This is a genomic window from Bordetella genomosp. 9 (assembly GCF_002119725.1).
In the GTDB taxonomy this organism is placed as follows: Bacteria; Pseudomonadota; Gammaproteobacteria; order Burkholderiales; family Burkholderiaceae_B; genus Bordetella_C.
Window position 1 is genome coordinate 3,381,503 of record NZ_CP021109.1, and the last position, 22,576, is coordinate 3,404,078.

The window sequence follows — 22,576 nt, forward strand, 5'->3', positions numbered from 1 at the left end:
GCAGGAAAGCGTCCGGGTCGCTGGCGGCCGCCATGATGCGCTCCGGGAGACCCCGGTCAGGCGCGGACTTCCTGGACGCGGCCGTACGAAGCCACGCGCTGGAGCCGCTGTTCCACGAGCTGGTCGGCCGTCATGCCGGACAACTGGCGCAGCGTGTCGCCCAGGGCGCGGCGCAGCAGGCGCGCCATGACGCGCGGGTCGCGATGCGCGCCGCCGACCGGCTCGTTGACGACACGGTCGACCAGGCCCAGGTCTTTCAGCCGCGGGGCCGTGATGCCCAGGGCTTCCGCCGCTTCCGGCGCCTTGTCCGCGCTGCGCCACAGGATGGAGGCGCAGCCTTCGGGCGAGATTACGGAGTAGGTGGCGTACTGCAGCATGAGCACCGCATTGGCGACCGCGATGGCGAGCGCGCCGCCGGATCCGCCTTCGCCGATGACCGTGGCGATGATGGGTACGCGCAATTCGGCCATGGCGTAAAGGTTATGCCCGATTGCCTCGGATTGCCCGCGCTCTTCCGCGCCGATGCCGGGATAGGCGCCGGGAGTATCGACGAAGGTGAAGACCGGGATATCGAATTTTTCCGCCAGCCGCATCAACCGCAACGCCTTCCGATAGCCCTCCGGGCGCGGCATGCCGAAGTTGCGCATGGCGCGCTCCTTCGTATCGCGGCCCTTCTGGTGGCCGATGACCATGCAGGAGGCGCCGTTGAAGCGCGCGAGCCCGCCCACGATGGACTGGTCGTCGGCGTACATGCGGTCGCCGTGCAGCTCGTGGAAGTCCGTGAAAATCTCGCGGACGTAGTCCATGGTGTACGGACGCTGCGGGTGCCGCGCGACGAGCGCGGTCTGCCAGGGCGTCAGGTTGGCGTAGATCTCCTTGGCCAGGGCCTGGCTTTTCTGCTGCAGGCGCGCGATTTCATCGGAGATGTCGACCGCGGAGTCGGCTTGCACGAAGCGCAGCTGTTCGATCTTGTTGTCGAGCTCGGCCAGCGGTTGTTCGAAATCCAGGAAGGTGTTGCGCATGTAGATGTGGTTCCGTTGTTGGGCCATGCGGCATCGGACGCAGGCTAGACCGCGAGCGGTTCCAGACTGTGCCAGAGATACCAGGTTGCCACGGTACGCCAGGGTTGCCAGGCCAGCGAAACTTCGCGCGCTTCGAAGCGCGAGACGGGTTCGCCGCTGAAATAGTGTAGCGAGATCGCCTTGAGCAATCCCAGGTCGTCCAGCGGCAGGACATCGGGCCGCTGGAGGTTGAAAATCAAAAACATTTCCGCCGTCCAGCGGCCGATGCCGCGGATGGCGACCAGCTCTTCGATGACGGCTTCATCGTCCATCGAGGACCAGCGCTCGGGATGGACCTTGCGTTCGCTGAAATGCCGCGCCAGGTCCTGCACGTATTCGGCCTTGCGCTGGGACAGGCCGGCTTCGCGCAGCCCTTGCACGCCGACGCGCAGCACCGATGCGGGGCTGGGCCGGCTGCCGGCGGCCTGAAGAAAACGCTGCCATACGGCTTCGGCCGCGCGCGTGGAGATCTGCTGGCCGATGATGGACCGGGCCAGCGTGACGAAAGGCGTGCCGCGCGGCTTGAGCCAGACCTCGGGATGCTGCGGAATGAGCTTTTTCAGGATGCGGTCGCGGCGCACCAGGTGCGCCACGGCATCTTCCCAATAAGGCGGCTTGCTGACGGCGATATCGCTCGACATGACGGACGGCTCCTGAACGGGGATCAGAGGCGTCGCCAGTTGGTCGTGCCGCCCGGCTTGTCTTCGAGTTCGATACCCGCCTCGCGCAGCGCGGCGCGGATGCGGTCGGCCTCGGCGAAGTCGCGGGCCCGCTTGGCCGCCGCGCGCGATTCGATCATGGCCTCGATGGACGCATCGTCCAGGCTGGCCGACGGCGCGGCCCCGCCCGGCTTGTAGCGCGTCGGCGCGCGCAGATACGCCTGGGGATCCTGCTGCAGCAGGCCGAGAATGCCGGCCAGCGCCTTGAGCTGGCCCGCCGTGCGGGCGCTCCCCGTGCGGTTCGCTTCGGCGGCGAGCTGGAACAGCGCCGCCATGGCGCCGGACGTATTGAAGTCGTCGTCCATGGCGGCCTTGAAGGCCTGGGCCTGCGGCTCGTCCCAATCGAGGCCCTGCTCGTCGGGCGCCACATTGGCCAGTGCCTGGTACAGGCGATCCAGCGCATTCTGCGCATCGATGAGATTGTCGGGCGTGTAGTTCTGCGGACTGCGATAGTGATTGCGCGCGATGAAAAAGCGCAGCATTTCGGCTTCGCGGGGATTGCTGACGTAGTCGGCCTTCGCATCGTCCGGCTCGCCCTGCGCGATCGTCTGGCGGATGGTCCGGAAGTTGTTCAGCGACTTCGACATCTTGTCGGCGTCGACCATCAGCGGCCCGCAGTGCATCCACACGTTGGCCAGCACCCCGCCGTACGCGCCTTCGGTCTGCGCGATCTCGTTTTCGTGGTGCGGGAATTTCAGGTCGGGACCGCCGCCGTGGATGTCCAGCGGCAGGCCCAGCAGGCTTTTGCTCATGGCCGAGCATTCGATATGCCAGCCAGGGCGCCCGAACCCATACGGCGACGGCCACTTGGTGTCCTCGGGCTCCTCCGCCTTGGCTGCCTTCCAGAGCACGAAGTCCAGCGGATCGCGCTTGCCCGCCGCGACCGCAACGCGTTCGCCGGCGCGCAAGTCGTCCAGCGACCGGCCGGAAAGCTTGCCGTAGTCGGGGAAATTGCGCACCGAATAATTGACGTCGCCGTCTTCGGCGCGATAGGCCAGCCCTTTTTCTTCGAGCCGCCCGATGATGTCCAGCATGTCGCCGATATGGGCGGTGGCGCGGGGCTCGTGGTCGGGCGGCTGCACGCCGAGCGCGCGCTCATCCGCGTGCATGGCGTCGATGAAGAACGCGGTGACTTCGCCGATGCGGCGCCCGGTCTGCACCGCGCGGCGGATGATCTTGTCGTCGATGTCCGTGATGTTCCGGACGTAGTCCACTTCCAGGCCGCTGGCGCGCAGCCAGCGCTGCACGATATCGAAACCGACCAGCATCCGGGCGTGGCCCAGGTGGCAATAGTCGTAGACCGTCATCCCGCACACATACATGCGCACGCGGCCGGCTTCGACCGGCTTGAATGGGACCTTCGTGCGCGATAGCGTGTCGTAGATGTGCAGCATAGAAAAGAAAATGGATGGGCCGGTCGGGCGCCGCCCGCCATGCATGGGATGGGCGGCCGCGATTCCGCCGGCAGCCCTGCCGCCATCCAGGCGCCGTCGGCAGGCCGGCGAGCCGGACCCGGAAACTGAACCGAGGCTAAAATGGCGGTCGTCAAGTATAGCAAGCGACCTTTCCGCGCGCGCATGCCGCACGGCAGGACGTTCTTTCACCGGAAAACCCTGTGACCATCCACACAAGAATTCTGACGGGCGCGCTGGCCGCCGTCCTGCTGTGGCTCCCCGTGGGCGGCGCGCACGCCCAGGCCATGCCGGGCGGCGCGGCGGGCCCCGGCCGCAATGCCAATGCGACCAAGCTCGACGAGCCGCCGCCCGAAGGCGGATGGGACGCGCTGGCGCGGCTGCTGGAAGCCGTCAAGCCGGGCGTCGATACGCGTCTGGATCCCACGCCGGCGCAGATCTCAGCCCACATCGAGCGGCTGATATCCGAAGGACGCAACAAAGAGGCGCTGGAGATGATCGAAAAGCGCCTGGCCGACACCCGCAACCCGCCGCCGCCCGGAGGCACCGACGTCCAGCTGGAATTCCAGCACGCCCGCGCGCTGGCCGCGCTGGGCCGCGAGCAGGAAGCCCTGGATATCTACCAGGACATGACCACGCGGTTCCCGGAATTGCCGGAACCCTGGAACAACATGGCGGTCATTTTTGCGTCGCGCGGCGAGATCGACCGGGCCGAAACGGCCCTGCGCAACGCCTTGCGCGCGGACCCCAATTACGCGGTCGCCCGGGCCAACCTGGCCGACGTGCAATTGCTGCAGGCCAAGCGGTCCTATGGCGAAGCTGCGAAACTGGGCGTGACGGGCAGCGGCACCAAGGCCCGCGCCGTCGACAACCTGTTGAAGGAACCGACCCAACGATGATGTTTTCTGCTTCCGTACTGCGCGTGCTGCGTCATGCGGCATGCGGCGTGGCGTTCGCCGCGATCCTGCCGGCGGCCGCCGGCGCCGCGCCGGCCGGCGCGGCCTCCTCTCACACAACCGAGGGCAAACATTCCATGGCTTCGAATCCCCAAGTCAAGATGCACACCAACTACGGCGACTTCGTCATCACGCTGGATGACGACAAGGCGCCCAAGACGGTGGCCAACTTCCTGACGTACGTCAAGGAAGGCTTCTACAACAACACCGTCTTCCATCGCGTGATCGACGGCTTCATGATCCAGGGCGGCGGTTTCGAGCCCGGCATGAAGCAGAAGCAGACGCACGCGCCCATCGAAAACGAGGCCAACAACGGCCTGAAGAACGACAAGTACACGGTCGCCATGGCGCGCACCAGCGACCCGCAATCGGCCACCGCCCAGTTTTTCATCAACGTCGCCGACAACGACTTCCTGAACTTCACCGCCCCCACGGCCAACGGCTGGGGCTACGCGGTGTTCGGCAAGGTTACCGAAGGCACCGACGTGATCGACAAGATCAAGGGCGTGAAGACCGGCAACAGCGGCTTCCACCAGAACGTGCCGACCCAGGACGTCATCATCGAGAAGGCCGAAGTCGTTGAATAAGATCGCGCTGCCGGGAACGATCTGGGTTGCATCGGACGTGCATCTGGGGCCGGCGGTCCCAGCCACGTCCGAAGCGTTTCTGAGCTTCCTGGAAGCGGCGGCCGCCGAAGCATCCGCGCTGCTGCTGCCGGGCGACATTTTCGATGCATGGATCGGCGACGACGTGATCCGCCAGCCGCCGCCATGGTTGGCCACCGTGCTGGACGCATTGAAACGCACGGCGGCGGCGATTCCGGTCTGGCTGGGCCGCGGCAATCGCGACTTTCTGATGGGCGGGGAACTGGCCGAGGCCGTGGGCGCCCGCCTGCTGCCTGAGCCGGCCTTGCTGGAAACCGACTACGGGCAGGTCCTGCTGACGCACGGCGACGAACTGTGCATCGATGACGAGCCCTATCAGGCCTTCCGCGCCATGGTGCGGAATCCGGCATGGCAGCAGGAATTCCTGGGCAAGTCCATACCCGAACGCCTGGCGCTGGCGCAGCAGGCCCGTGGCGAAAGCCAGGCGGCCACCCAGGCCAAGGACGCCGAGATCATGGACGTGAACCCCGGCGCGGTCGAAACCCTGTTCCGCGAAACGGGCGTCGCGACCCTGGTGCACGGGCATACCCACCGTCCGGATAGGCATGTACTGGAGGTGGCGGGCAAGCGCCGCGAACGCTGGGTGCTGCCCGACTGGGATTGCGATCACGCCCGTCCGCCGCGCGGCGGCTGGCTCGCCATCGACCGCGACGGCCTGCAGTTCTACGATCTGGAACTGGCGTAGGCAGCTGGGAGTTCAACGCGTTGACAAAGGTCTGGCGGCGGCCGCCAGGCCGGAACGCGGCGCAGGCATCCGAAGGATCCCCCGCCCGCCGGGAATCAGCGCAGGAACAGCACCAGGCCGACCACGATGCCCAGCGCAATGCGATACCACGCGAACACGCGATAGGTGTGGTTCGCCACGAAGCGCAGAACCGCGCGCACCACCACCAAAGCGCTCAGAAAGGCGGCGACGAACCCCACTGCGATGCCCGCCATGTCGTGCTGGCTCAGCACCGACATGTTCCGGTAGGTGTCATACACCGCCGCGCCCAGCATGGTAGGCATGGCCAGGAAAAATGAGAATTCGGTGGCCGTCTTGCGCTGAATGCCGGCGATCATGCCCCCGATGATGGTGGACCCGGAGCGCGATACGCCGGGAATCATCGCCACGCATTGCGCGACGCCCACGCCCAGCGCCTGCTTCCAGGAAATCTGTTCCAACGTATGCGCGGTGGCATGGCTTTGCGCCGCGCTGTCATCGCCGCCGTGACGCGGGGCCGCGCCCGGCGAACGGTGCGTATGGCGCTCCACGTACAGCATGATCAGGCCGCCCAGCACCAGGGTTACCGCAACGACGCCGGGGTGGTAGAACAGGTTCTTGATCGCATGGATGAAGATCGCCCCGATGACCGCCGCGGGCAGAAAAGCCAGCAGCAGGTTGCGCGTGAAGGTCATTTCGATGCGGTCGCCGGTCAATGTGCCGCGGATCAGCTGCCATAGCCGCACCCGGAAAATCCACATCACCGCCAGAATCGACCCGAACTGGATGACCACCTCGAACACCTTGGCGGAGTTCGACTCGAAACTGATCCAGTCGCCGATCAGAATGAGGTGGCCGGTGCTCGATACGGGGATGAATTCCGTCAGTCCTTCGATGATGCCCAGGAAGCAGGCCTTGATGAGATAAAGCGCGTTGTCGGTCACGGTGCGTCCGCGTGTGGGGTCAGGAAGCCGCGCTTTCGTCGGCGGACGAAAGCTCCAGGGGAAGGCGCTGCACGCCGACGGACGCGATGCGCCGGCCGGCCAGCTGCAGCACCTCGAAACGGTAGCGGGCATGCGGAGAAACGAACTCGCAGCTATCACCCGGCGCCGGCAGGTGGCCGAAGCGCGAAAGCAGATAGCCCGCCAGGGTGGCGTAGTCCTGCGCCTCGTCGATCAGGCCTTCCGTTTCCAGCACCTGTTCGACATGCCGCAGGTCCGCCGCGCCGTCGATCTTCCATCTGCCGTCGCCTTCGTCGACGATGTCCGGCAGCTCGTCCTCGTCCGGGAACTCGCCGGCGATGGCCTCGAAAACGTCCATGGGCGTGACCAGCCCTTCGATCGCGCCGAATTCGTCGGCCACCAGCACCAGTTGTCCGCGCGCGCGCTTGAGCGTGTCCATCAACCGCAGGATGCCGATGGACTCGTGGACGATGATGGGTTCGCGCAGGCGGTTGCGGCGGATGCGCCCTTCCGTGATGAGGTCGGCCACCATTTCCTTGGCGCGGCCGATGCCCAGGACTTCATCGAGACTGCCGCGGCACACCGGGAAAAAACTGTGCGGCGCGGCAGTGAGCTGGCTGCGCATCGTCTCGGGGTCGTCGTCGATGTCGATCCAGGAGATGTCGGTGCGCGGGGTCATGATGGAATGGATGGAGCGTTCGGCCAGGGTCAGCACGCCGCTGACCATGTTGCGCTCTTCGACCCCGAAGGCCGGCGGAGGTTCCGCTTCCTGCTCCTCCGCCGTTTCCGGTTCGTCCATGACCGGCTGCGGCGGACGCTTGCCCAGCATCCGGAGCACGCCTTCCGCGGTGCGCTCGCGCATCGGACGGCGCGCATCCATCTTCAAGAGATTGCGGCGCGCCAGCTGGTTCAAGGCTTCGATCAGAACCGAGAATCCGATCGCGGCGTACAGATAGCCCTTCGGCACCTTGAAGCCGAAAGCCTCCGCAACGAGCGAGAAGCCGATCATCAACAGGAATCCCAAACACAAGACCACCACCGTGGGGTGCGCGTTGACGAAGCGCGTAAGCGGCTTGGAGGCAACCAGCATGACGCCGATGGCGATGACCACGGCGAGCATCATGATCGCCAGGTGGTCGACCATGCCGACGGCCGTGATGACGGAGTCCAGCGAGAACACGGCATCCAGCACGACGATCTGCGTCACGATCACCCAGAAGCTGGCATAGACGCGAGGACCGCCGCTTGCCTGCTGCCGCCCTTCCAGGCGCTCGTGCAGCTCCATGGTCCCCTTGAAGAGCAGGAAGAAACCGCCCGCAAGCAGGATGAGGTCGCGCGCCGAAGGATGCAGCGGCCCGACGAAGAACAGCGGCTGCGTCAGCGTGACCAGCCACGACATGACCGACAGGAGCACCAGGCGCATGAGCAGCGCCAGTGACAGGCCCAGTATGCGGGCCCGGTCCCTTTGAGCGGGAGGAAGCTTGTCCGCCAGAATGGCGATGAAGATCAGGTTGTCGATCCCGAGGACGATTTCGAGGATGACTAGGGTAAGCAGGCCGACCCAGGCAGCGGGGTCCAGCAGCCACTCCATTGGCAACTCCAGCAGTGAAGGACCGGTAATCGTACCCGGAAATGCCGGGATACGCCGGTCATGAAAAGATGGATTCGCCCGGGAGAAAGCCCTAGATCGCGGCGTTGCGGCGCGATCTTCCCTAATCCATGTGGGCGATGGCGCGAAGCGGGGGCCGGGATTGAAATAGGCGCACAGACCCGATCGGCCCCCTGGCCGAGCGCCCGCGGCCCCCTCTCCCCCGGCCTACCCACAGTATGGCCCCGCGCGCGCAAGACCAGGACCGACGGGTCTGACCATTTCCGCCGTCGCACGAAGCCCCAAAGCAAAACGCCCGCCGCATGGCGCCAACGCGTCCCAACTCAGGCACGCCGCGAATCCAGCTCCACCGGTCCGCCAGGAGAAACGCGCAGCGCTTCGGGGGTGAGCTCACCTACTGCAAGTAATTCAGCATCTGCGCGAAGATTTTCGGCGAGGCGGCGAGCACGTTGCCCGACTCCAGCCAGCCCTGCTCTCCGGTGAAGTCGCCAACCAGGCCGCCCGCCTCCAGCACGAGCAGGCTGCCCGCGGCCATGTCCCATGGCTTGAGCGCCACGCCGCAGAATCCGTCCAGGCGGCCGCATGCCACATAGGCCAGGTCCAGGACCGTGGCGCCCATGCGGCGCACGCCGGCGCTGTTCTGCGCCATCTGCCGGAATTTGCCGCCGCCCTGATCGGGGCTGGCCGATCCCGGCCAGTGCGCGCCGAGCAGGGCGTCGTGGTAGCGGGTCTGCCCGGAGACGCGCACGCGCCGGTCGTTCAGGAAGGCGCCGCTGCCACGCGTGGCGGTGAACATCTCGTTCCGCGAAGGGTCGTAGATGACGGCCTGCATGGCGACGCCACGCTGCAGCAGCGCGATCGACACCGCGTAGTTGGGCAGGCCGTGGATGAAGTTGGTGGTGCCGTCCAGCGGATCGATGATCCAGCGGAATTCCGCCTGTTCGCTGCCCTGCAGCCCGTATTCCTCGCCCAGCACCGCGTGGTCGGGATACGCCGCCTGCAGCGTTTCCACGATGGCCGATTCGGCGGCCTGGTCGACTTCCGTGACATAATCCCGCGGCCCCTTGCGAGCCACGTTCAGTCTTTCCAGGTCGAGGCTGGCACGATTGATGATGGTGCCGGCACGCCGGGCCGCCTTGATGGCGATGTTGAGCATCGGGTGCATAAAATTCCGTACTGATTCGGTAATGCGCGGCCTGGGGGTACGGCAAAGGGCCGGTCCCAGCGCGCCAAACATTGCATTTTAAATGACTCTCCCCAAGACGCCATTCCCGCGCGTGCGCTTCGTCATGGTCGAACCCAGCCACCCCGGCAACGTCGGTTCGGCGGCGCGGGCGATCAAGACCATGGGCTTTTCCAATCTGGCGCTGGTGGCGCCGCGCCTGCCCGATATGACGGCGCAGCCGGAAGCTATCGCCCTTGCCAGCGGGGCGGGCGACGTCCTGGCCGCCGCCAGCGTACACGAAACGCTGGAGGACGCCCTGGCGCCGGTGACCCTGGCGTTCGCCATGACGGCGCGGGTGCGCGACCTGGGTCCCCCGCCCTGCGACATCCGCCAGGCCGCCAACCTCGCTCGCGACCACCTGGCGACGCATGAGCAAGGCGTGGTGGCGATCGTCCTGGGCACCGAACGCGCGGGGCTGACCAATGCGCAGATCGCGGCCTGCCACCGCATCTGCCATATTCCCGCCAACCCCGAATACAGCTCGCTCAACGTCGCGCAGGCTTTGCAGTTGGCGGCCTGGGAAGTGCGCTATGCGTTCCTGGCCTCGCAAGGCAGCAGCCTGCTGCCGCCCGCGCCGGGGCACGCGGCCGATCCGGGCGCCGAACCGGCATCGGTGCAGGCCGTGCAGGCGCTGCTCGCGCATTGGGAAGAAGCGCTCGTCGCGGTGAAGTTTCTCGATCCCCAGCATCCGAAAAAGCTGATGCCCCGCATGCGGCATCTGTTCAGCCGCAGCGGGCTCACGCGTGACGAGGTCGACATGCTGCGCGGCGTGTGCACGGCCATGCTGGCGACGGCAAGGCGCGCGGAGGCGGCGACGCCGCGGGACTAGCGGCCGGGTTGTTGGAAAGTCAGAAAAAAAAAGCGCCCCGGCGCCACAGACGCCGGGGCGTTTTGCATTGGATCGTCCGTCAGTCCACGCGCGCGCCGGACGCCTTCACCACCGGCGCCCACTGGTTCACTTCGGCCTGGATGAACTGGCCGAATTGTTCCGGGGTGGTCTTGGACGGCACGGCGCCCAGTTTGTCGAAGGAGTCCTTCACTTCTGGCTTGTCCAGCGCCTTCACCATGGCGGCGTTCAGCGTCTTGATGACATCGGGCGGCGTATTGGCCGGCGCGATCAGGCCAAACCAGGACGAGACGTCAAACTTCGGAAAGCCGCTCTCGGCCATGGTGGGCAGATCGGGCGCACTGGGCGAACGCTCTTTCGTGGTCACCGCCAGGGCGCGCAGCTTGCCCGCCTGCACATGCGGCCACGAAGACGGCATATTGTCGAACATGAACTGCACCTGGCCGCCGATCAGATCGGTGAGCGCCGGCGCGCTGCCTTTGTACGGCACGTGCAGCACGTCCACACCGGCCTGCAGCTTGAAAAGCTCGCCCGCCATATGGATGGACGTACCGCTGCCCGACGAGGCGAAGGCCAGCTTGCCCGGATTGGCCTTGGCGTAATCCACCAGCTCCTTCACCGATTTCACCGGCAGTTGCGGGTTGACCACGAGCACGTTCGGCACTTTCGCCGCCAGGGCCACGGGCGAGAAGTCCTTGACCAAGTCGAAGTTCAGTTTCGGATACAGGGTCTGGTTGATGGCGCTGGTCACCGCCACGAAGTACAGCGTGTAGCCGTCCGGCGTGGCGCGGGCCACGTATTCCGCGCCGATATTGCTGCCGGCCCCCGGCTTGTTCTCCACGACGAAGGACTGGCCGAGGGATTCGGTCAGCTCCTTGGCCATGATGCGGGCGATTACGTCCGTCGTGCCGCCGGCGGAGAAGCCGACCACGATACGCACGGGCTTGTCGGGATACGCGGCCTGGGCGGGAACGCTGGCGGCGCAGAGGGCTACGGCACCGGCGGCCGTAACGGCCGCCTTGCGCAACAGGGCAAGTTTTTGACGCATTTGTCTCACTCCTGGTCTGTCCGGAGACCGGACGTTTTCAAGGAAGCGTCCACACTGCGGACATTCCAGATGGATTGTCCGAATGTTGGACGTTTAGAATAATTAGCCGCCGGATTCTGGGGAATGCGCCGCGCAACCGCAACCAATCGCAGCACATTCGTCCACACAGCGGACGCATCGCCCGTACCCCCGTACCCCAATACCGCCCTGTATCCCTACGCGGCTTTACGCCGCCGCCCCCATGGAAGAGTCCTCTGCCTCCGCCGCCGGCCCCCGCACCCTGCGCCGCGGTCTGCGCGTCCTGGCCGCTCTGCGCGACCACGGTCCGGAGGGTCTGTGCGTGACCGACCTGGCCCGCTATACCGGCATCCAGCGTCCCACCATCTACCGCCTCATGGCGGCGCTGATGGAAGCGGGCCTGGCGCAACCCGTTGCCGGCACCAAGCGCTACCGCGCGCAGCTGACGCAGGAATCGGGGACACCGGAATCGGATCCGCGTTTGCGCCTGACGCTTCCGGCGCTGCGGCGCCTGGCGGAACGCACGGGCGACGCGGTCTTCCTCGTGGTTCGCGACGGCGACGAGTCGGTCAGCCTGCACCGCGAAATCGGCGGCTATCCCGTTCAGATCCTCGCCACCTATGCCGGCAAGCGGCAGCCCTTGGGAGTCGGTTCCGGCGGCATGGCCCTGCTGGCCGCGCTGCCCGATGACGTCGCCCATGCCATCGTCGCGCGCAACGCCGCCTATTTGGACGAGTACGGGGGCATGACGACGCACGAGATGCTGCGCTTGATTGAAAACACGCGGTCGCGAGGCTATTCGGTGGTGGGCAACCATGCCGTGCGCGGCGCGCTCGGCGTGGGCTGCGCCCTGCTCGATGCGCAGGGCGAGCCGCTGTTGGCCATCAGCGTAACGGCGATCATCGACCGCATGCCGGCCCAGCGGCAGCGCGAGATCGCCGGCTGGATCCAGGCCGAACTCGCGCGGCTTCAGACCTAGGGGCGTCAACGCGCCGGCGATCGGCGCTCAGGCGGATTTGACGGTGGCGCCGTCGCCACCCACCGTGATCTCGCGAACGGGCACGGGCGGACGCAATCCCGCCGCATCCAGCGCCACACGCGTCTTGTGCAGCAGGTCCCAGCGGAACTCCCAATAGCGCGCGGATTCCGCCCACACGCGCACATTGACCAGCACCACGTTGTCGCGGTACTCGAATACGCGCACGTCCGGAGCGGGGGTTTGCAGGGCGAGCGGATGGTTATTGACGACCTCGCGCAAGGTCGCCATGGCGCGGTCCAGGTCATCGCCATAGCGGATGCCCACGGCCATATCGAAGCGGCGTGTTGCGTTGCGGCTGTAGTTGGTGATCGTGGCATTCCACACGGTGCTGTTGGGCAGCGTCACATGGATGCCGTCGCCTTGCACCAGCCGGGTCAGGAACAGACCGACCTCCTCCACCGTGCCTTCGGCGCCCGAGCTGAGCGCCACATACTCGCCGGCGCGGATGGGCCGCAGGATAAGCAGCATGATGCCAGCGGCAATGTTCTGCAGGGTGCCCTGCAACGCCAGACCGACGGCCAGCCCCGCCGCGCCGAGCACGGCGATGATGCTCGCCGTCTGCACGCCGAACTGCGCCAGGACCGCGATAAGCGTAAAAACGCGCACCGCCCATACGACGGTGGTGCAGAACATGGGAACGATGGTGCGATCGATGCGGTTGGACCGCTCCGCCACGCGCCGCACCCAGCGTCCGAGCAGGCCGGCGGCCCACCATCCGATGCCGAGTATCAGCACGCCCCACAGCAGATTGAGCGCGATGTCTATCGCGGCGGGAATCATCGCGGCGAAGCCGTTCAGCGTTGCGTCCATGCATACTCCTTGTGAATCATGGCGGACGCAGGCCGCCCGCCGAAATGTCGGCGGGAATGTAGCAGAAACCTAACGCTGAGCCCGCAGCAGCGTGCCCTTGCCGAGCGAGGCGATGCGCCGCGGCGCTCGGCCTTCCCGCCCGGATGTCGTGGGCGCATGCAGCCAGCGGCCCAGTACCCGGCTGATGAAGGGAATCAGCACGAAGGAAAGGATCGGGCTCATCGTCGTCGTGGTGGCTAGCACCCGCCAGAAGAGAGGCAGCGCCGCCAACTGCTCCTGGAACAGGACGTTGAACAGCAGCAGCGACGGACAGTAGACAAGCCAGATGCTGAACGCCTGCTTCCAGCGCGGCGGCGCGCTCTTCTGCGGGCCGAACCAGGCGTCCATGCCGGTGGCCCGGTGAACCTGGCTCGCACGCACCAGCTCGCGGCCGCGCTCCAGCCACATGCGGCGCGGCAAGGACTTCTCCCAGCGCAGCAGGCTGGCCTCGTCATGAAAGCGCAGCACGATCTGATACTGGTCGCCGCCCTCCGGCGGTTGCAGCACGCCCGACCCGAGGAAACCAGGAAACCCTGCGGCCAGGATTTCGCCTTGGCGCAGCCACGCCAGGAAGTCGCTGTAGCGCTCCGGCGCGATCTGGCGGGTGATCAGCATGGTGACGGGGGCCGGGGAGGCGGCGGCGGGGACGGGCATGACGGACTCCTGAAACTTGCCATGGCGTGGCGTCTTCTTCAAAGCAATAGCCATGCCATGTTTGCTGCACCGCAAGAAAAGCCAGTTCTCCCGCGTCTTCTCTCAAGAAGGCGTTTTTTCACTGCACCGCACAAATCACCGGCCTAGTGAAAACCCTCGGTACCCGCACCGTTATGGTGCGCGTTCAACCCGACATCCGACGACGGTAGGATTGAGCCTTTCCCCCACGGAGTGCAACCATGGACTATCAAATCGCGGTGCTGGTGGGCAGCCTGCGCAAGGCATCGTTCAACCTGCAGCTCGCCCGGGCCCTGGAAAAGCTGATGCCGGCCCACTTCAAGCTCACGTACGCCGATCTCGACCTGCCAATCTACAACCAGGACCTGGACGACGCCATGCCCCCGTCCGTGCTGGCCTTGAAGGATCTCGTCCGCAGCTCCCACGCGCTGCTTTTCGTGACCCCGGAACACAATCGCTCCATTCCGGCCGCACTGAAGAACGCCATCGACTGGGCGTCGCGCCCGTACGGGCAAGGGGTGTGGAAAGGCAAGCCGTGCGGCGTCGTGGGCATTACGCCGGGGACCATGGGAACGTCGATGGCACAGCAGCATCTGCGCAACATCCTCTCGGCGCAGGGAGTCGCCGCCATGCCGTTGCCCGAAGTGTTCCTGCAGATGAAGGACGGGCTGTTCCAGGCCGACCACACGATCGCCAATGAAAGCACCCGCACGTTCCTGCAAGGCTGGGTTGACCGCTATGTGGCGTGGGTGGAGAAACTCGCCGTTTGAAGATGGGATTCCAGGCGTCCCGCCGGCGCCTGGGAAGGAAACCGATCCGGAGCGGCTGCGAACGGCACGCCGGCTCCGGATATCGAACCGGGCTTCAGCCGGCTTCCTCGATGCGCATGCCGATTTTCAGGCACACCTGCCAATGCGCGACACGTCCTTGCTCGATATGACCGCGCACGCCGGTCACCTCAAACCATTCGATATTGCGCAGCGTGGTCGACGCGCGTTCGATCGCGCGCGAAATGGCATCGTCGCTGGACGTGGTCGATGAACCGACCAATTCAATCTGCTTGTACACGTGGTTCGCCATGTGGGTTCTCCTGATGAATGGGCCCGGCGGCCCGGGTTCACGATGCCGGGTAATGAACGCGCGGCAGGCGCGGCATACGGCAGCCAGGGCATATGGCGCGGCATGTCGCGCCCGCGCCGCGCGGCACGATGGCCGCAATTGCCGTGCACACGCACGCGGACAGCCATCGGAGACGCCCCGGGCACAAGTGCCGCATCGCCCGGACGGGATGGCGTCGCCGCGATCGCACGGCATGGGGTTTGCTGAGCCATCCCGCGATCAACCGGGCCATTCACGGTCCGTTCTTCGATGGAGGTGATCATGCCCGAACGCAAAACCGTCGCGCGAGCGGAGCGCGACAAGAAGCAAGGGAAATCCGCGTCCACGCAGGCCGGCGAATTCGTCCGCGAGCAGGTCGAACGCGTGCGCGAAGGCAAGCATGGCGTGCGCTCGGCCAAGCAGGCTGTCGCGATCGGCTTGTCCGAAGCGCGCCGCGCCGGCGTGAAGGTGCCGACCAAATCCAGCGCATCGTCCGCCACCAAGAAGAAAGCCAAGCAGGATGAGGCCAAGGCGAAAGAAGGCGGCGCCAGGAAATCGGCCAAGCGTTCCGCCGCCTCTACGCGCGCGCTGAAGCGGGAAAGCACGGCCGGCGCATCGCACCGCGCCATGGCGAGCCAGGGCCGCAGCGCCGCGCGCAAGCGCACCGCCGCCGACCGCTCGGCCGCCGCGAAGAAGGCTGCCCGCACCAAAGGCGCCGAAGGACGCTCGGCCGCCGCGAAAAAAGCCGCGCGCACCCGCGCCGCGAACCGCCAGGCCCACGCCCATCATTGAGACCGCCGGAGATCCCGATGACCACGAACAATGTGAGGCAACTCCTGGACTTTCTGGCGGCGAAGCCCGAACTGGGCCCCGCCAACCTGAATAGCAAGGAACGCTGGGCGTCAGGCGTCGGCGGCGGCGCGCTGGTTTTGCTCGGTCTTCGCCGCGGCGGGTGGATCGGCGCAGCCGCGGCCCTGGCCGGCGGCGCGCTGCTCAGTCGCGGCGTGTCGGGCCGCTGCGGCGTCAAGGCGCGACTGGCGAAGACGCCCCAGGAGCGCCACATTGCGGAAGAACAAGGTTGGCAGACGGCCGCCGCGGCGGCGCATCGCGTCGTCATCCAGCGCCCCATCGACCATGTCTATGCGTTCTGCAGGGACTTGCGCAACCTGCCGCAGTTCATGCAGCACCTGAAGCGCGTGGATATCGTGGACGACCGGCACAGCCACTGGACCATCGAAGCGCCTTTGGGCAGGACGCTGGAATGGGACACCGTGGTGACCGAAGAGATTCCCAATACCCGCATCGCCTGGGAATCTACGCCCGATTCGCCCGTGCGCCACAAGGGGTCGCTGTCCTTCAGCGATGTGGTAGGGCTGGGCACCGAGGTGCAGGCAGTCATTGCCTACGAGCCGCCGGCGGGCGAATTGGGCCGCATCGTCGCCCGGCTGTGGGGCGACAGTCCGGGCGCGCAGGCGCGCGACGACCTGCTGCGCTTGAAGCGCTTCCTGGAGGCGGGCCAGGACTACGCGACCGCCAGCGAAGACGGCGACTGAGCGCACGAAGAAGGCGGCGGCAGTGCGCGCCACGCCGCCGCCGGCGGTAGAGGCGCTACGCCGCCCGCCGGTGTCCGCTGATGGCGGCGCCCGCATCGGCCGGCAAGCGCACGCTGTCGATGATGGCCGCCGCGGCCAGCAAGGCCGTGAACAACAGCGCCAATTTGAATTGCAGCGGACCCGGCGCGGCATGCCCATGCCCGCTGATCCATTCCGCCGCGCGCAGCGCCACCGCGCCGAACGCAATGCCCAACCCTGCATTCATCTGCTGGCATGCGCTGAATAGTGTGGTGGCACCGGTCATGGCCGGTTTGGGGACGTCGGCGAAGCCCAGCGTGTTCAGGGCAGTGAACTGCATGGACCGGCACAGGCCGCAGAAAAACAGCAGCGCGGACGTCCACCAGAAAGGAGTGCCGGCGGTGAACGTGGCGCACAGCGCGAAGCCGGCCGCCACCAGCAGGCCATTGACCACGAGCACGCGGCGAAAGCCGTAGGTGCGCATGACCCAGCCGGTGGCGGGTTTCATGGCGAGATTGCCGGCGAACATCGCGAGCATGAATGAGCCTGCCTGCACCGGCGACATGCCGAAACCCACCTGGAACATGAGCGGCAGCAGGAACGGCGCGCTGCCGATGGCGATGCGAAACAGGGAACCGCCGTACATGGTGACCGCGAATGTGGGATAGCGCATCGGCGACAGATCGATCAGCGGATGCGCCGTCCGACGCAGATGGCGGACCGAAAGCGCCAGCGCCACCGCAGCCAGCGCCAGCAGTCCCAGCACCTCGGCGGCATCCGCATCGGGCTTGGCGCACAGATCGACGGCATACATCAGCACGCTGCACCCCGTGCCGGTCAGAACGAAACCGGCCACATCGAACGGCCGCGGGCCCCCGGGCGTGCCCCGCACCAGCCGCGCGGTGGCGACGATGGCGGCGATGCCAAGCGGAACGTTCAAGAAGAAGATCCAGTGCCAGCCGAGCGTGGACGTGATGATGCCGCCCACCAGCGGTCCGATCACCGGTGCGGCCAGGCCCGGCCACGTGATGATGGCGATGGCGCGCACCAGCTCGTGCTTCGGCGTGACGCGCAGCACGGCAAGACGCCCGACCGGCACCATCATCGCGCCGCCGAGTCCCTGCAACACGCGGGCCGCGGTGAATTGGGGCAGCGACTGCGACAGCCCGCACAGTATGGAAGCCACGGTGAACAGCGCCAATGCGCCGCCGAAGACACGCCTGGGTCCGTAGCGATCGGCCACCCAGCCGCTGACGGGGATGAACACCGCCAGCGCCAGCAGGTACGCGCTCATGCCGATCGACATATCAGCCGGGCGCACCCCGAAGCTGCGCGCCATTTCCGGCAGCGCGGTGGTGATGATGGTCGCATCCAGCATTTCCATGAAGAACGAGCCGGCGACCAGCCACGCAACGCCGCGGCCGCTGCCCGAATCCGGCGGATCGCTCGGGTCCTGAAGGGCCGGTCCTTCCGTGCCGCCCTGTCCTTCCCCGCCGCCCTGCGCCGGCCCCGAAGGCGCCGCTGCCGGGTCGCCGGCCTGACCCGCCGACCCGGCAGCGCGCGCCGCGCCCGGCGTCCCTTCGGATTCCAAATCCACTTCTTCTCCTGTCCCGGCGTTGGCCGCCATGTGCATCGATGCGCCGATACGGCCCTGCAGGGCCGCGCTTGCACGGCGGAAATTGTAAATTCTCCGCCGCGCCAGACGGCCGCGCGAGGGAAAAGCCGAAAATGGCCCCGAACTCGCCCGCTTATCCCCGTATCCCGCCTATATCGTTCGCGCGCGGGCAATGGCAACATGCCTGCGGCCCGTCCGCCCGGTCGCGGCCTTGCAGCTTTCTCCATTGCAGGAACCAATGAATCACCCCGCCGCCGGCCTGCCGGCGCCCGACGGCACGCTCGACCCCGACGACTGGACCGCATTGCGCGCGCAGGGTCATCGCATGCTCGATGACATGTTCGATTATCTGGCGTCGCTGCGCGAGCGCCCGGTCTGGCAGCCTGCGCCCGAAGCGGTCCGGCATGGGTTCCGGGAGCCGCTTCCGCACCAGCCGGCCGGGCTGGAGCAGGCGCACGCGCGTTTCATGCGGGAAATCCTGCCCTACGCCGTCGGCAACGCGCACCCCGGTTTCATGGGCTGGGTGCACGGCGGCGGCACGGCCGTCGGCATGCTGGCCGAAACCCTCGCCGCCGGCCTGAACGCCAATCTGGGCGGACGCAACCAGATTCCCTTGGAAGTGGAGCGGCAAATCGCGCGCTGGATGCGCGAGCTCTTCGGCTTCCCGGAAAGCGCCAGCGGGGTGTTCGTCACAGGCACGTCGATGGCAAACCTGATCGGCGTGCTGGTCGCGCGCACCGCCACGCTCGGGCCCACTGTCCGCCGCGAAGGGGTCGCATCGCGTCAGTCCAGGCTCACCGCGTATACCTCTTCCTGCGCGCATGGCTGCATCGCGCAGGCCATGGACATAGCGGGTCTGGGCGCCGACGCGCTGCGCCGCATACCGGTGGATCGCGATTTCCGCATGGATCCTCGCGCGCTGCGCGCCGCCATCGCGGCAGACCGCCGCGCCGGCTTCACGCCTTTCCTGATCGCCGGCACGGCGGGAACCGTGGACGTGGGCGCCGTCGATCCGCTCGATACGCTGGCCAGCATCGCGGCGGAGGAAGGGCTGTGGTTCCATGTGGACGGCGCCTTCGGCGCGCTGGCGATGCTGTCGCCCGAACTGGCGCCCCTTTTGCACGGCATCGAAAGGGCCGACTCCATCGCCTTCGACTTCCACAAGTGGGGCCAGGTGCCTTATGACGCCGGCTTCATTCTGGTCCGCGATGGCGAACTGCATCGGCAGACCTTCGCCGCCGACGTCGCCTACCTGAGCCGCGAAACGCGCGGCCTGGCCGCCGATTCCCCGTGGCCGTGCGACTTCGGGCCGGACCTGTCGCGCGGTTTCCGGGCGCTGAAGACCTGGTTCACGTTGAAGGTCTACGGCGCCGACCGGCTGGGGGCTGTGATCGCGCGCACCTGCGAGATCGCCCGCCATCTGGCGCGCCGCGTGCAGACGGAGCCGGCGCTGGAGCTGCTCGCGCCCGTGGCGCTGAACATCGTGTGTTTCCGTTTTCGCGCCGCCGACGCGCAGACCTCCGACCGCCTCAATGCCGCCATCGCCATCGCCTTGCAGGAGTCGGGCATCGCCGCGCCTTCGACGACGCGCGTCAATGGCGCGCTCGCCATCCGCGCCGCCATCGTGAACCATCGCAGCGGCGTCGCGGATGTGGATCGCTTATGCGACGCCGTCATCGAGACCGGCGCCCGGCTGGCCGCGACCGGACACGCGCAATGGGCGACGCGTTCGATCTCCGACAATCCGTTGCGCGACGCTCTCGATCCCGCCATCCGACAATCCTGCTTTCCATGACCGATACGACCCCGGCCTCCGCTCCTTCCCCATCCGCCGACGCGCCTGCCCCACCCGGCGGCGCGCGCACCCGGTACCCGGAATTGATCGGCAAGGCGCGTCTGATCACCCTGGCCTTCCAGCAAGGCGATCTGGAGGGGCTGCGCCAGCAGTTGCTGGCCCGCGCGCAACGGGATCCTGGCGACGCCAACGCCGCACTGGACCTGTCCATGACGTTGTTGCTACTGGGGCAGCGCGATACCGCCCTGGCCCTGCAACGGCATGCCGTCCAGGCGCAGCCCCTGTACCACATGCCGGCGATGGCGCAGCCCGCCGGGCTGCGCCTGCTCGCCCTGGTGTCCTGCGGCGACTTCCTGGCCAACACACCGCTGGAATTCCTGATCGCCGACTCGGACGTCGACCTGCATCTTCTTTACGTCGGCGATGGCATCCCCATGCCGGCGTCGCTGCCTGACCACGACGCCATGATTGTCGCCGTGGGGGAGTCGTCGGCGAACCGCCCGCTTCTGCAGGCCCTGGCCGCTCCGTTGGCGCAGTGGCACAGACCCGTGCTGAATCGCCCCGAAGCCGTGCTGAAGACGTCGCGCGATGGATTGCGCGCCGCGCTGGCCGGCGCCGAGGGAGTGGTGTCGCCCGACATCGCGCGCGTGGACCGCGCCACCCTGGAAACGATGGCATCGGGCGGCATCACGCCAGCCGACATCCTTCCCGGCGTGGATTTCCCCGTACTGGTGCGGCCCGTCGATTCGCACGCCGGCAACGGACTGGCCAGAATGGAACGTGCGCGGGACCTTGAAGACTATCTGGCCGCGGCCGAGGGGGACGATTTCTATCTGTCCCGCTTCGTCGAATACCGCGGCGCCGACGGCCGCTATCGGAAATACCGGGTGGTGTTGATCGACGGCAAACCTTTCCTGGGGCATCTCGGCATATCGCCGCGCTGGATGGTGCACTACCTGAACGCCGACATGGCCGCGAACGCCAACAACCGGGCGGAAGAAGCCGAACAAATGCGCACCTTCGATACCGGGTTCGCGGCGCGCCATGCCCAGGCCTTCGCCGAGATCCACCGCCGCGTGGGCCTGGACTACTTCGTCATGGACTGCGCCGAAACGCAGGATGGCCGCCTGCTGGTTTTCGAGGGCGACACCTGCGGCGTCATCCATGCCATGGACCCCGAAGACCTCTACCCCTATAAACCCGCTTACATGCGGCGCATCTTCGCCGCGTTCCAGGCCATGCTGAAACGCAGGGCTGGCCTGGCGCCCGCGCCCTAGGTCCGACCATGTCCGCCATGGGCCAGCTCGCGCCCCGGCCCTTGACAGCGCCATGACGGCCCGGGCCGCTGGCTCGCCCATTGTGTTGCGAATGCTCGAACCTGATTCAAAACGGTTGGACAACAACTAAAAGAGCGCACGCCGATCGAGCCATAGCATGCGTGCGGGGAGAGCGGCATCGGCCGACACGAATGACGTTCGAGCGGAGTGACACTCACTGACGCGCCGTTCGGTTCGCCTATATACCGTTCACCCAGACAGTGACCCGAAGGCTGCTCCGGTTACAGCCACCGCGTGCGATGGGGCAACCGTCAGGGCCGCCTTCCATGCCGGCGGCATGGAAGGCGGCCGCGTTCAACTAAACAGTCAGGACACGGAACATGGCGATCATCAAGTACGGCGATGTATTCCAGCTGCAGAACTGGGAGTCAAAGGGCTATCTGGCTCTGGATTCCTCAGGCGCGGTAGTAACAACCGAGTCTGGTGTCGGAACCTGGAAATTCCAATCCGCCAGCAACAAGACAGGCGAAGTGGACGCGGGTGATACCGTGTACCTCGTCTATGCGGGACCGTCCTCGGTTCATTCATCGCCCAGTTATCTGAAGGGCGGCGCAACGTCACCCTCTGCCCTGGTCGCCTCTATAAGCGCAGAGGCCAATCTCGATACGAATGACCCAGGCTTCAAGTGGGACATTTACGGCTGGAGCAGCGGGAAGCGCGACGAGCTCAATTCGTCTGGGCCCGTTACCGACGACGTTTACATCACGCTCTCATGCAGCGTCACACCGACGAACGGCACTGGAAAATCCTCGAACGGAGCGTTCTTGAACGTCAATACGGATAAGCCGGCCCAAGGCACCATTGACGGCGAGAAAGAGATCCATACCGTTGGCACACGGTACCCGCTGTCCTATGGCACCGGCCCGACCGTATGGTGGAAGCCTGTTCTGGTTACATCCTCGCCCGCTCCCTCGCCGTCACCGGACAACGGCTCCAACTCGCTGTGCGATGAACTCCCGAACATCATGAAGTCGATCTGCAGTCTGACGGTCCTCATGCACAAGGTGGTTGACGCATGCTATCCGCCTTCTTCCTGGCCCACGCAGCCGTATCCGGATGGATGCTCCGCGCACGGCCATAAGCACAAAGGCTGCGGCTGCAACGGCCAAAGCAAGGACTGAGGCCGCACGGCTGCACCCTTCGCAAACCGCCCTGCCACGCAAAGGGGCGGACGCTTCCGCCAACGGAAGCGCCAGACAAGGGAAAACGGGCTTTCCTGCTCGTTCCTCGGTGAGCGACTCTTTGCGGAGCCGCAAGTCGGGAACGTGGGGGAAAGCCCCTTTTTTTTGCGTCGCTTGTCACGGGCGCTCTGCGCGGGCGCCCCAGGACCATGGCGTCCGATATCCCGCTTGCCCATGCCCCGGCTCAGGCGACG

The 22,576-nt window shown here is 66.5% G+C and carries 22 protein-coding genes; 11 read left to right on the top strand and 11 right to left on the bottom strand.

Translation table 11 applies throughout. From position 1 onward, the window contains the following. Positions 1 to 56: 56 nt before the first annotated feature. Genes CAL13_RS15500 through cysS form a run of 3 tightly spaced genes read right to left on the bottom strand, consistent with a single transcriptional unit; the run spans position 57 to position 3,174 of the window. Complete coding sequence (locus CAL13_RS15500) at positions 57 to 1,022, bottom strand: acetyl-CoA carboxylase carboxyltransferase subunit alpha (RefSeq protein ID WP_086058191.1); 966 nt, start codon at positions 1,020 to 1,022, stop codon at positions 57 to 59. A 44-nt stretch (positions 1,023 to 1,066) separates the two neighbouring features. Next, a complete protein-coding gene (locus CAL13_RS15505; RefSeq protein WP_086058192.1) occupies positions 1,067 to 1,702 on the bottom strand; it encodes a DNA-3-methyladenine glycosylase family protein in 636 nt (211 codons plus the stop codon). Positions 1,703 to 1,725: 23 nt separating this feature from the next. Beyond that, a complete protein-coding gene (gene cysS / locus CAL13_RS15510) occupies positions 1,726 to 3,174 on the bottom strand; it encodes a cysteine--tRNA ligase (protein ID WP_086058193.1) in 1,449 nt (482 codons plus the stop codon). A 221-nt stretch (positions 3,175 to 3,395) separates the two neighbouring features. Here cysS and CAL13_RS15515 point away from each other — a divergent pair, with 221 nt between their 5' ends. From CAL13_RS15515 to CAL13_RS15525, 3 genes are all read left to right on the top strand, one after another. Further along, a complete protein-coding gene (locus tag CAL13_RS15515; RefSeq protein ID WP_086058194.1) occupies positions 3,396 to 4,091 on the top strand; it encodes a tetratricopeptide repeat protein in 696 nt (231 codons plus the stop codon). A gap of 134 nt (positions 4,092 to 4,225) precedes the next feature. Further along, on the top strand, positions 4,226 to 4,735 hold the full coding sequence (locus CAL13_RS15520) for a peptidylprolyl isomerase (RefSeq protein ID WP_086059516.1): 510 nt from the start codon (positions 4,226 to 4,228) through the stop codon (positions 4,733 to 4,735). Continuing rightward, positions 4,728 to 5,498 carry a UDP-2,3-diacylglucosamine diphosphatase gene (locus tag CAL13_RS15525; RefSeq protein ID WP_086058195.1) on the top strand — a complete coding sequence of 257 codons (771 nt, stop codon included), beginning with the start codon at positions 4,728 to 4,730 and terminating at the stop codon, positions 5,496 to 5,498. The genes CAL13_RS15520 and CAL13_RS15525 overlap by 8 nt, the downstream gene beginning before the upstream one ends. Positions 5,499 to 5,593: 95 nt before the next feature. Here CAL13_RS15525 and CAL13_RS15530 read toward each other — a convergent pair whose 3' ends face one another. The 3 genes from CAL13_RS15530 to CAL13_RS15540 all read right to left on the bottom strand — a co-directional run bounded on the left by CAL13_RS15530 (position 5,594) and on the right by CAL13_RS15540 (position 9,252). Beyond that, a complete protein-coding gene (locus tag CAL13_RS15530; RefSeq protein ID WP_086072870.1) occupies positions 5,594 to 6,460 on the bottom strand; it encodes an undecaprenyl-diphosphate phosphatase in 867 nt (288 codons plus the stop codon). 19 nt (positions 6,461 to 6,479) lie between these two features. After that, positions 6,480 to 8,069 (bottom strand): TerC family protein, encoded by a 1,590-nt coding sequence (locus CAL13_RS15535; protein ID WP_086072871.1) that lies wholly within the window; start codon positions 8,067 to 8,069, stop codon positions 6,480 to 6,482. A gap of 412 nt (positions 8,070 to 8,481) precedes the next feature. Further along, complete coding sequence (locus CAL13_RS15540; RefSeq protein ID WP_086058198.1) at positions 8,482 to 9,252, bottom strand: inositol monophosphatase family protein; 771 nt, start codon at positions 9,250 to 9,252, stop codon at positions 8,482 to 8,484. A gap of 82 nt (positions 9,253 to 9,334) precedes the next feature. Between CAL13_RS15540 and CAL13_RS15545 the strand changes: the two genes are divergently transcribed. Next, positions 9,335 to 10,141 (top strand): RNA methyltransferase, encoded by an 807-nt coding sequence (locus CAL13_RS15545; protein ID WP_232467673.1) that lies wholly within the window; start codon positions 9,335 to 9,337, stop codon positions 10,139 to 10,141. Positions 10,142 to 10,220: 79 nt separating this feature from the next. Here the strand turns inward: CAL13_RS15545 and CAL13_RS15550 are convergent, their stop codons facing one another. Continuing rightward, positions 10,221 to 11,207: a Bug family tripartite tricarboxylate transporter substrate binding protein gene (locus tag CAL13_RS15550; protein WP_086072872.1), complete on the bottom strand. Its 987-nt coding sequence runs from the start codon at positions 11,205 to 11,207 to the stop codon at positions 10,221 to 10,223. 241 nt (positions 11,208 to 11,448) lie between these two features. Between CAL13_RS15550 and CAL13_RS15555 the strand changes: the two genes are divergently transcribed. Then, entirely contained in the window at positions 11,449 to 12,204 is a 756-nt protein-coding gene (locus CAL13_RS15555; protein ID WP_086058201.1) for an IclR family transcriptional regulator, read from the top strand. Positions 12,205 to 12,231: 27 nt separating this feature from the next. On the opposite strand, the gene CAL13_RS15560 is transcribed toward CAL13_RS15555, so the two are convergent. Both CAL13_RS15560 and CAL13_RS15565 read right to left on the bottom strand, forming a co-directional pair. After that, complete coding sequence (locus tag CAL13_RS15560) at positions 12,232 to 13,074, bottom strand: mechanosensitive ion channel family protein (RefSeq protein WP_086072873.1); 843 nt, start codon at positions 13,072 to 13,074, stop codon at positions 12,232 to 12,234. Between the two features lie 69 nt (positions 13,075 to 13,143). After that, entirely contained in the window at positions 13,144 to 13,767 is a 624-nt protein-coding gene (locus tag CAL13_RS15565; RefSeq protein WP_086073681.1) for an antibiotic biosynthesis monooxygenase, read from the bottom strand. A gap of 239 nt (positions 13,768 to 14,006) precedes the next feature. Between CAL13_RS15565 and CAL13_RS15570 the strand changes: the two genes are divergently transcribed. After that, complete coding sequence (locus tag CAL13_RS15570) at positions 14,007 to 14,555, top strand: NADPH-dependent FMN reductase (RefSeq protein WP_086058203.1); 549 nt, start codon at positions 14,007 to 14,009, stop codon at positions 14,553 to 14,555. Between the two features lie 94 nt (positions 14,556 to 14,649). Here CAL13_RS15570 and CAL13_RS15575 read toward each other — a convergent pair whose 3' ends face one another. Further along, complete coding sequence (locus tag CAL13_RS15575; protein ID WP_086072874.1) at positions 14,650 to 14,865, bottom strand: dodecin; 216 nt, start codon at positions 14,863 to 14,865, stop codon at positions 14,650 to 14,652. Between the two features lie 300 nt (positions 14,866 to 15,165). Here CAL13_RS15575 and CAL13_RS15580 point away from each other — a divergent pair, with 300 nt between their 5' ends. Then, entirely contained in the window at positions 15,166 to 15,675 is a 510-nt protein-coding gene (locus CAL13_RS15580) for a DUF6496 domain-containing protein (protein WP_086073682.1), read from the top strand. Between the two features lie 17 nt (positions 15,676 to 15,692). Further along, positions 15,693 to 16,436: an SRPBCC family protein gene (locus CAL13_RS15585; protein ID WP_086058205.1), complete on the top strand. Its 744-nt coding sequence runs from the start codon at positions 15,693 to 15,695 to the stop codon at positions 16,434 to 16,436. 55 nt (positions 16,437 to 16,491) lie between these two features. Here the strand turns inward: CAL13_RS15585 and CAL13_RS15590 are convergent, their stop codons facing one another. Next, positions 16,492 to 18,051, bottom strand: coding sequence for an MFS transporter (locus CAL13_RS15590; RefSeq protein ID WP_332459880.1), 1,560 nt, complete (start codon positions 18,049 to 18,051; stop codon positions 16,492 to 16,494). Positions 18,052 to 18,307: 256 nt separating this feature from the next. Between CAL13_RS15590 and CAL13_RS15595 the strand changes: the two genes are divergently transcribed. From CAL13_RS15595 to CAL13_RS21260, 3 genes are all read left to right on the top strand, one after another. Next, complete coding sequence (locus tag CAL13_RS15595; RefSeq protein ID WP_086072875.1) at positions 18,308 to 19,864, top strand: pyridoxal phosphate-dependent decarboxylase family protein; 1,557 nt, start codon at positions 18,308 to 18,310, stop codon at positions 19,862 to 19,864. Beyond that, the gene (locus CAL13_RS15600; RefSeq protein WP_198297856.1) at positions 19,861 to 21,141 is read left to right on the top strand and encodes an ATP-grasp domain-containing protein; all 1,281 of its coding nucleotides are present in this window, start codon (positions 19,861 to 19,863) and stop codon (positions 21,139 to 21,141) included. The genes CAL13_RS15595 and CAL13_RS15600 overlap by 4 nt, the downstream gene beginning before the upstream one ends. Positions 21,142 to 21,521: 380 nt before the next feature. After that, positions 21,522 to 22,322 carry a hypothetical protein gene (locus tag CAL13_RS21260; RefSeq protein ID WP_157664885.1) on the top strand — a complete coding sequence of 267 codons (801 nt, stop codon included), beginning with the start codon at positions 21,522 to 21,524 and terminating at the stop codon, positions 22,320 to 22,322. Positions 22,323 to 22,576: the final 254 nt, after the last annotated feature.

Coding starts and splice junctions, on each gene's coding strand:
- CAL13_RS15500 (WP_086058191.1), bottom strand. CDS start 1,022: ATGCGCAACACCTTCCTGGATTTCGAACAACCGCTGGCCGAGCTCGAC.
- CAL13_RS15505 (WP_086058192.1), bottom strand. CDS start 1,702: ATGTCGAGCGATATCGCCGTCAGCAAGCCGCCTTATTGGGAAGATGCC.
- cysS (WP_086058193.1), bottom strand. CDS start 3,174: ATGCTGCACATCTACGACACGCTATCGCGCACGAAGGTCCCATTCAAG.
- CAL13_RS15520 (WP_086059516.1), top strand. CDS start 4,226: ATGGCTTCGAATCCCCAAGTCAAGATGCACACCAACTACGGCGACTTC.
- CAL13_RS15535 (WP_086072871.1), bottom strand. CDS start 8,069: ATGGAGTGGCTGCTGGACCCCGCTGCCTGGGTCGGCCTGCTTACCCTA.
- CAL13_RS15540 (WP_086058198.1), bottom strand. CDS start 9,252: ATGCACCCGATGCTCAACATCGCCATCAAGGCGGCCCGGCGTGCCGGC.
- CAL13_RS15545 (WP_232467673.1), top strand. CDS start 9,335: ATGACTCTCCCCAAGACGCCATTCCCGCGCGTGCGCTTCGTCATGGTC.
- CAL13_RS15550 (WP_086072872.1), bottom strand. CDS start 11,207: ATGCGTCAAAAACTTGCCCTGTTGCGCAAGGCGGCCGTTACGGCCGCC.
- CAL13_RS15555 (WP_086058201.1), top strand. CDS start 11,449: ATGGAAGAGTCCTCTGCCTCCGCCGCCGGCCCCCGCACCCTGCGCCGC.
- CAL13_RS15560 (WP_086072873.1), bottom strand. CDS start 13,074: ATGGACGCAACGCTGAACGGCTTCGCCGCGATGATTCCCGCCGCGATA.
- CAL13_RS15565 (WP_086073681.1), bottom strand. CDS start 13,767: ATGCCCGTCCCCGCCGCCGCCTCCCCGGCCCCCGTCACCATGCTGATC.
- CAL13_RS15570 (WP_086058203.1), top strand. CDS start 14,007: ATGGACTATCAAATCGCGGTGCTGGTGGGCAGCCTGCGCAAGGCATCG.
- CAL13_RS15575 (WP_086072874.1), bottom strand. CDS start 14,865: ATGGCGAACCACGTGTACAAGCAGATTGAATTGGTCGGTTCATCGACC.
- CAL13_RS15580 (WP_086073682.1), top strand. CDS start 15,166: ATGCCCGAACGCAAAACCGTCGCGCGAGCGGAGCGCGACAAGAAGCAA.
- CAL13_RS15585 (WP_086058205.1), top strand. CDS start 15,693: ATGACCACGAACAATGTGAGGCAACTCCTGGACTTTCTGGCGGCGAAG.
- CAL13_RS15595 (WP_086072875.1), top strand. CDS start 18,308: ATGAATCACCCCGCCGCCGGCCTGCCGGCGCCCGACGGCACGCTCGAC.
- CAL13_RS15600 (WP_198297856.1), top strand. CDS start 19,861: ATGACCGATACGACCCCGGCCTCCGCTCCTTCCCCATCCGCCGACGCG.
- CAL13_RS21260 (WP_157664885.1), top strand. CDS start 21,522: ATGGCGATCATCAAGTACGGCGATGTATTCCAGCTGCAGAACTGGGAG.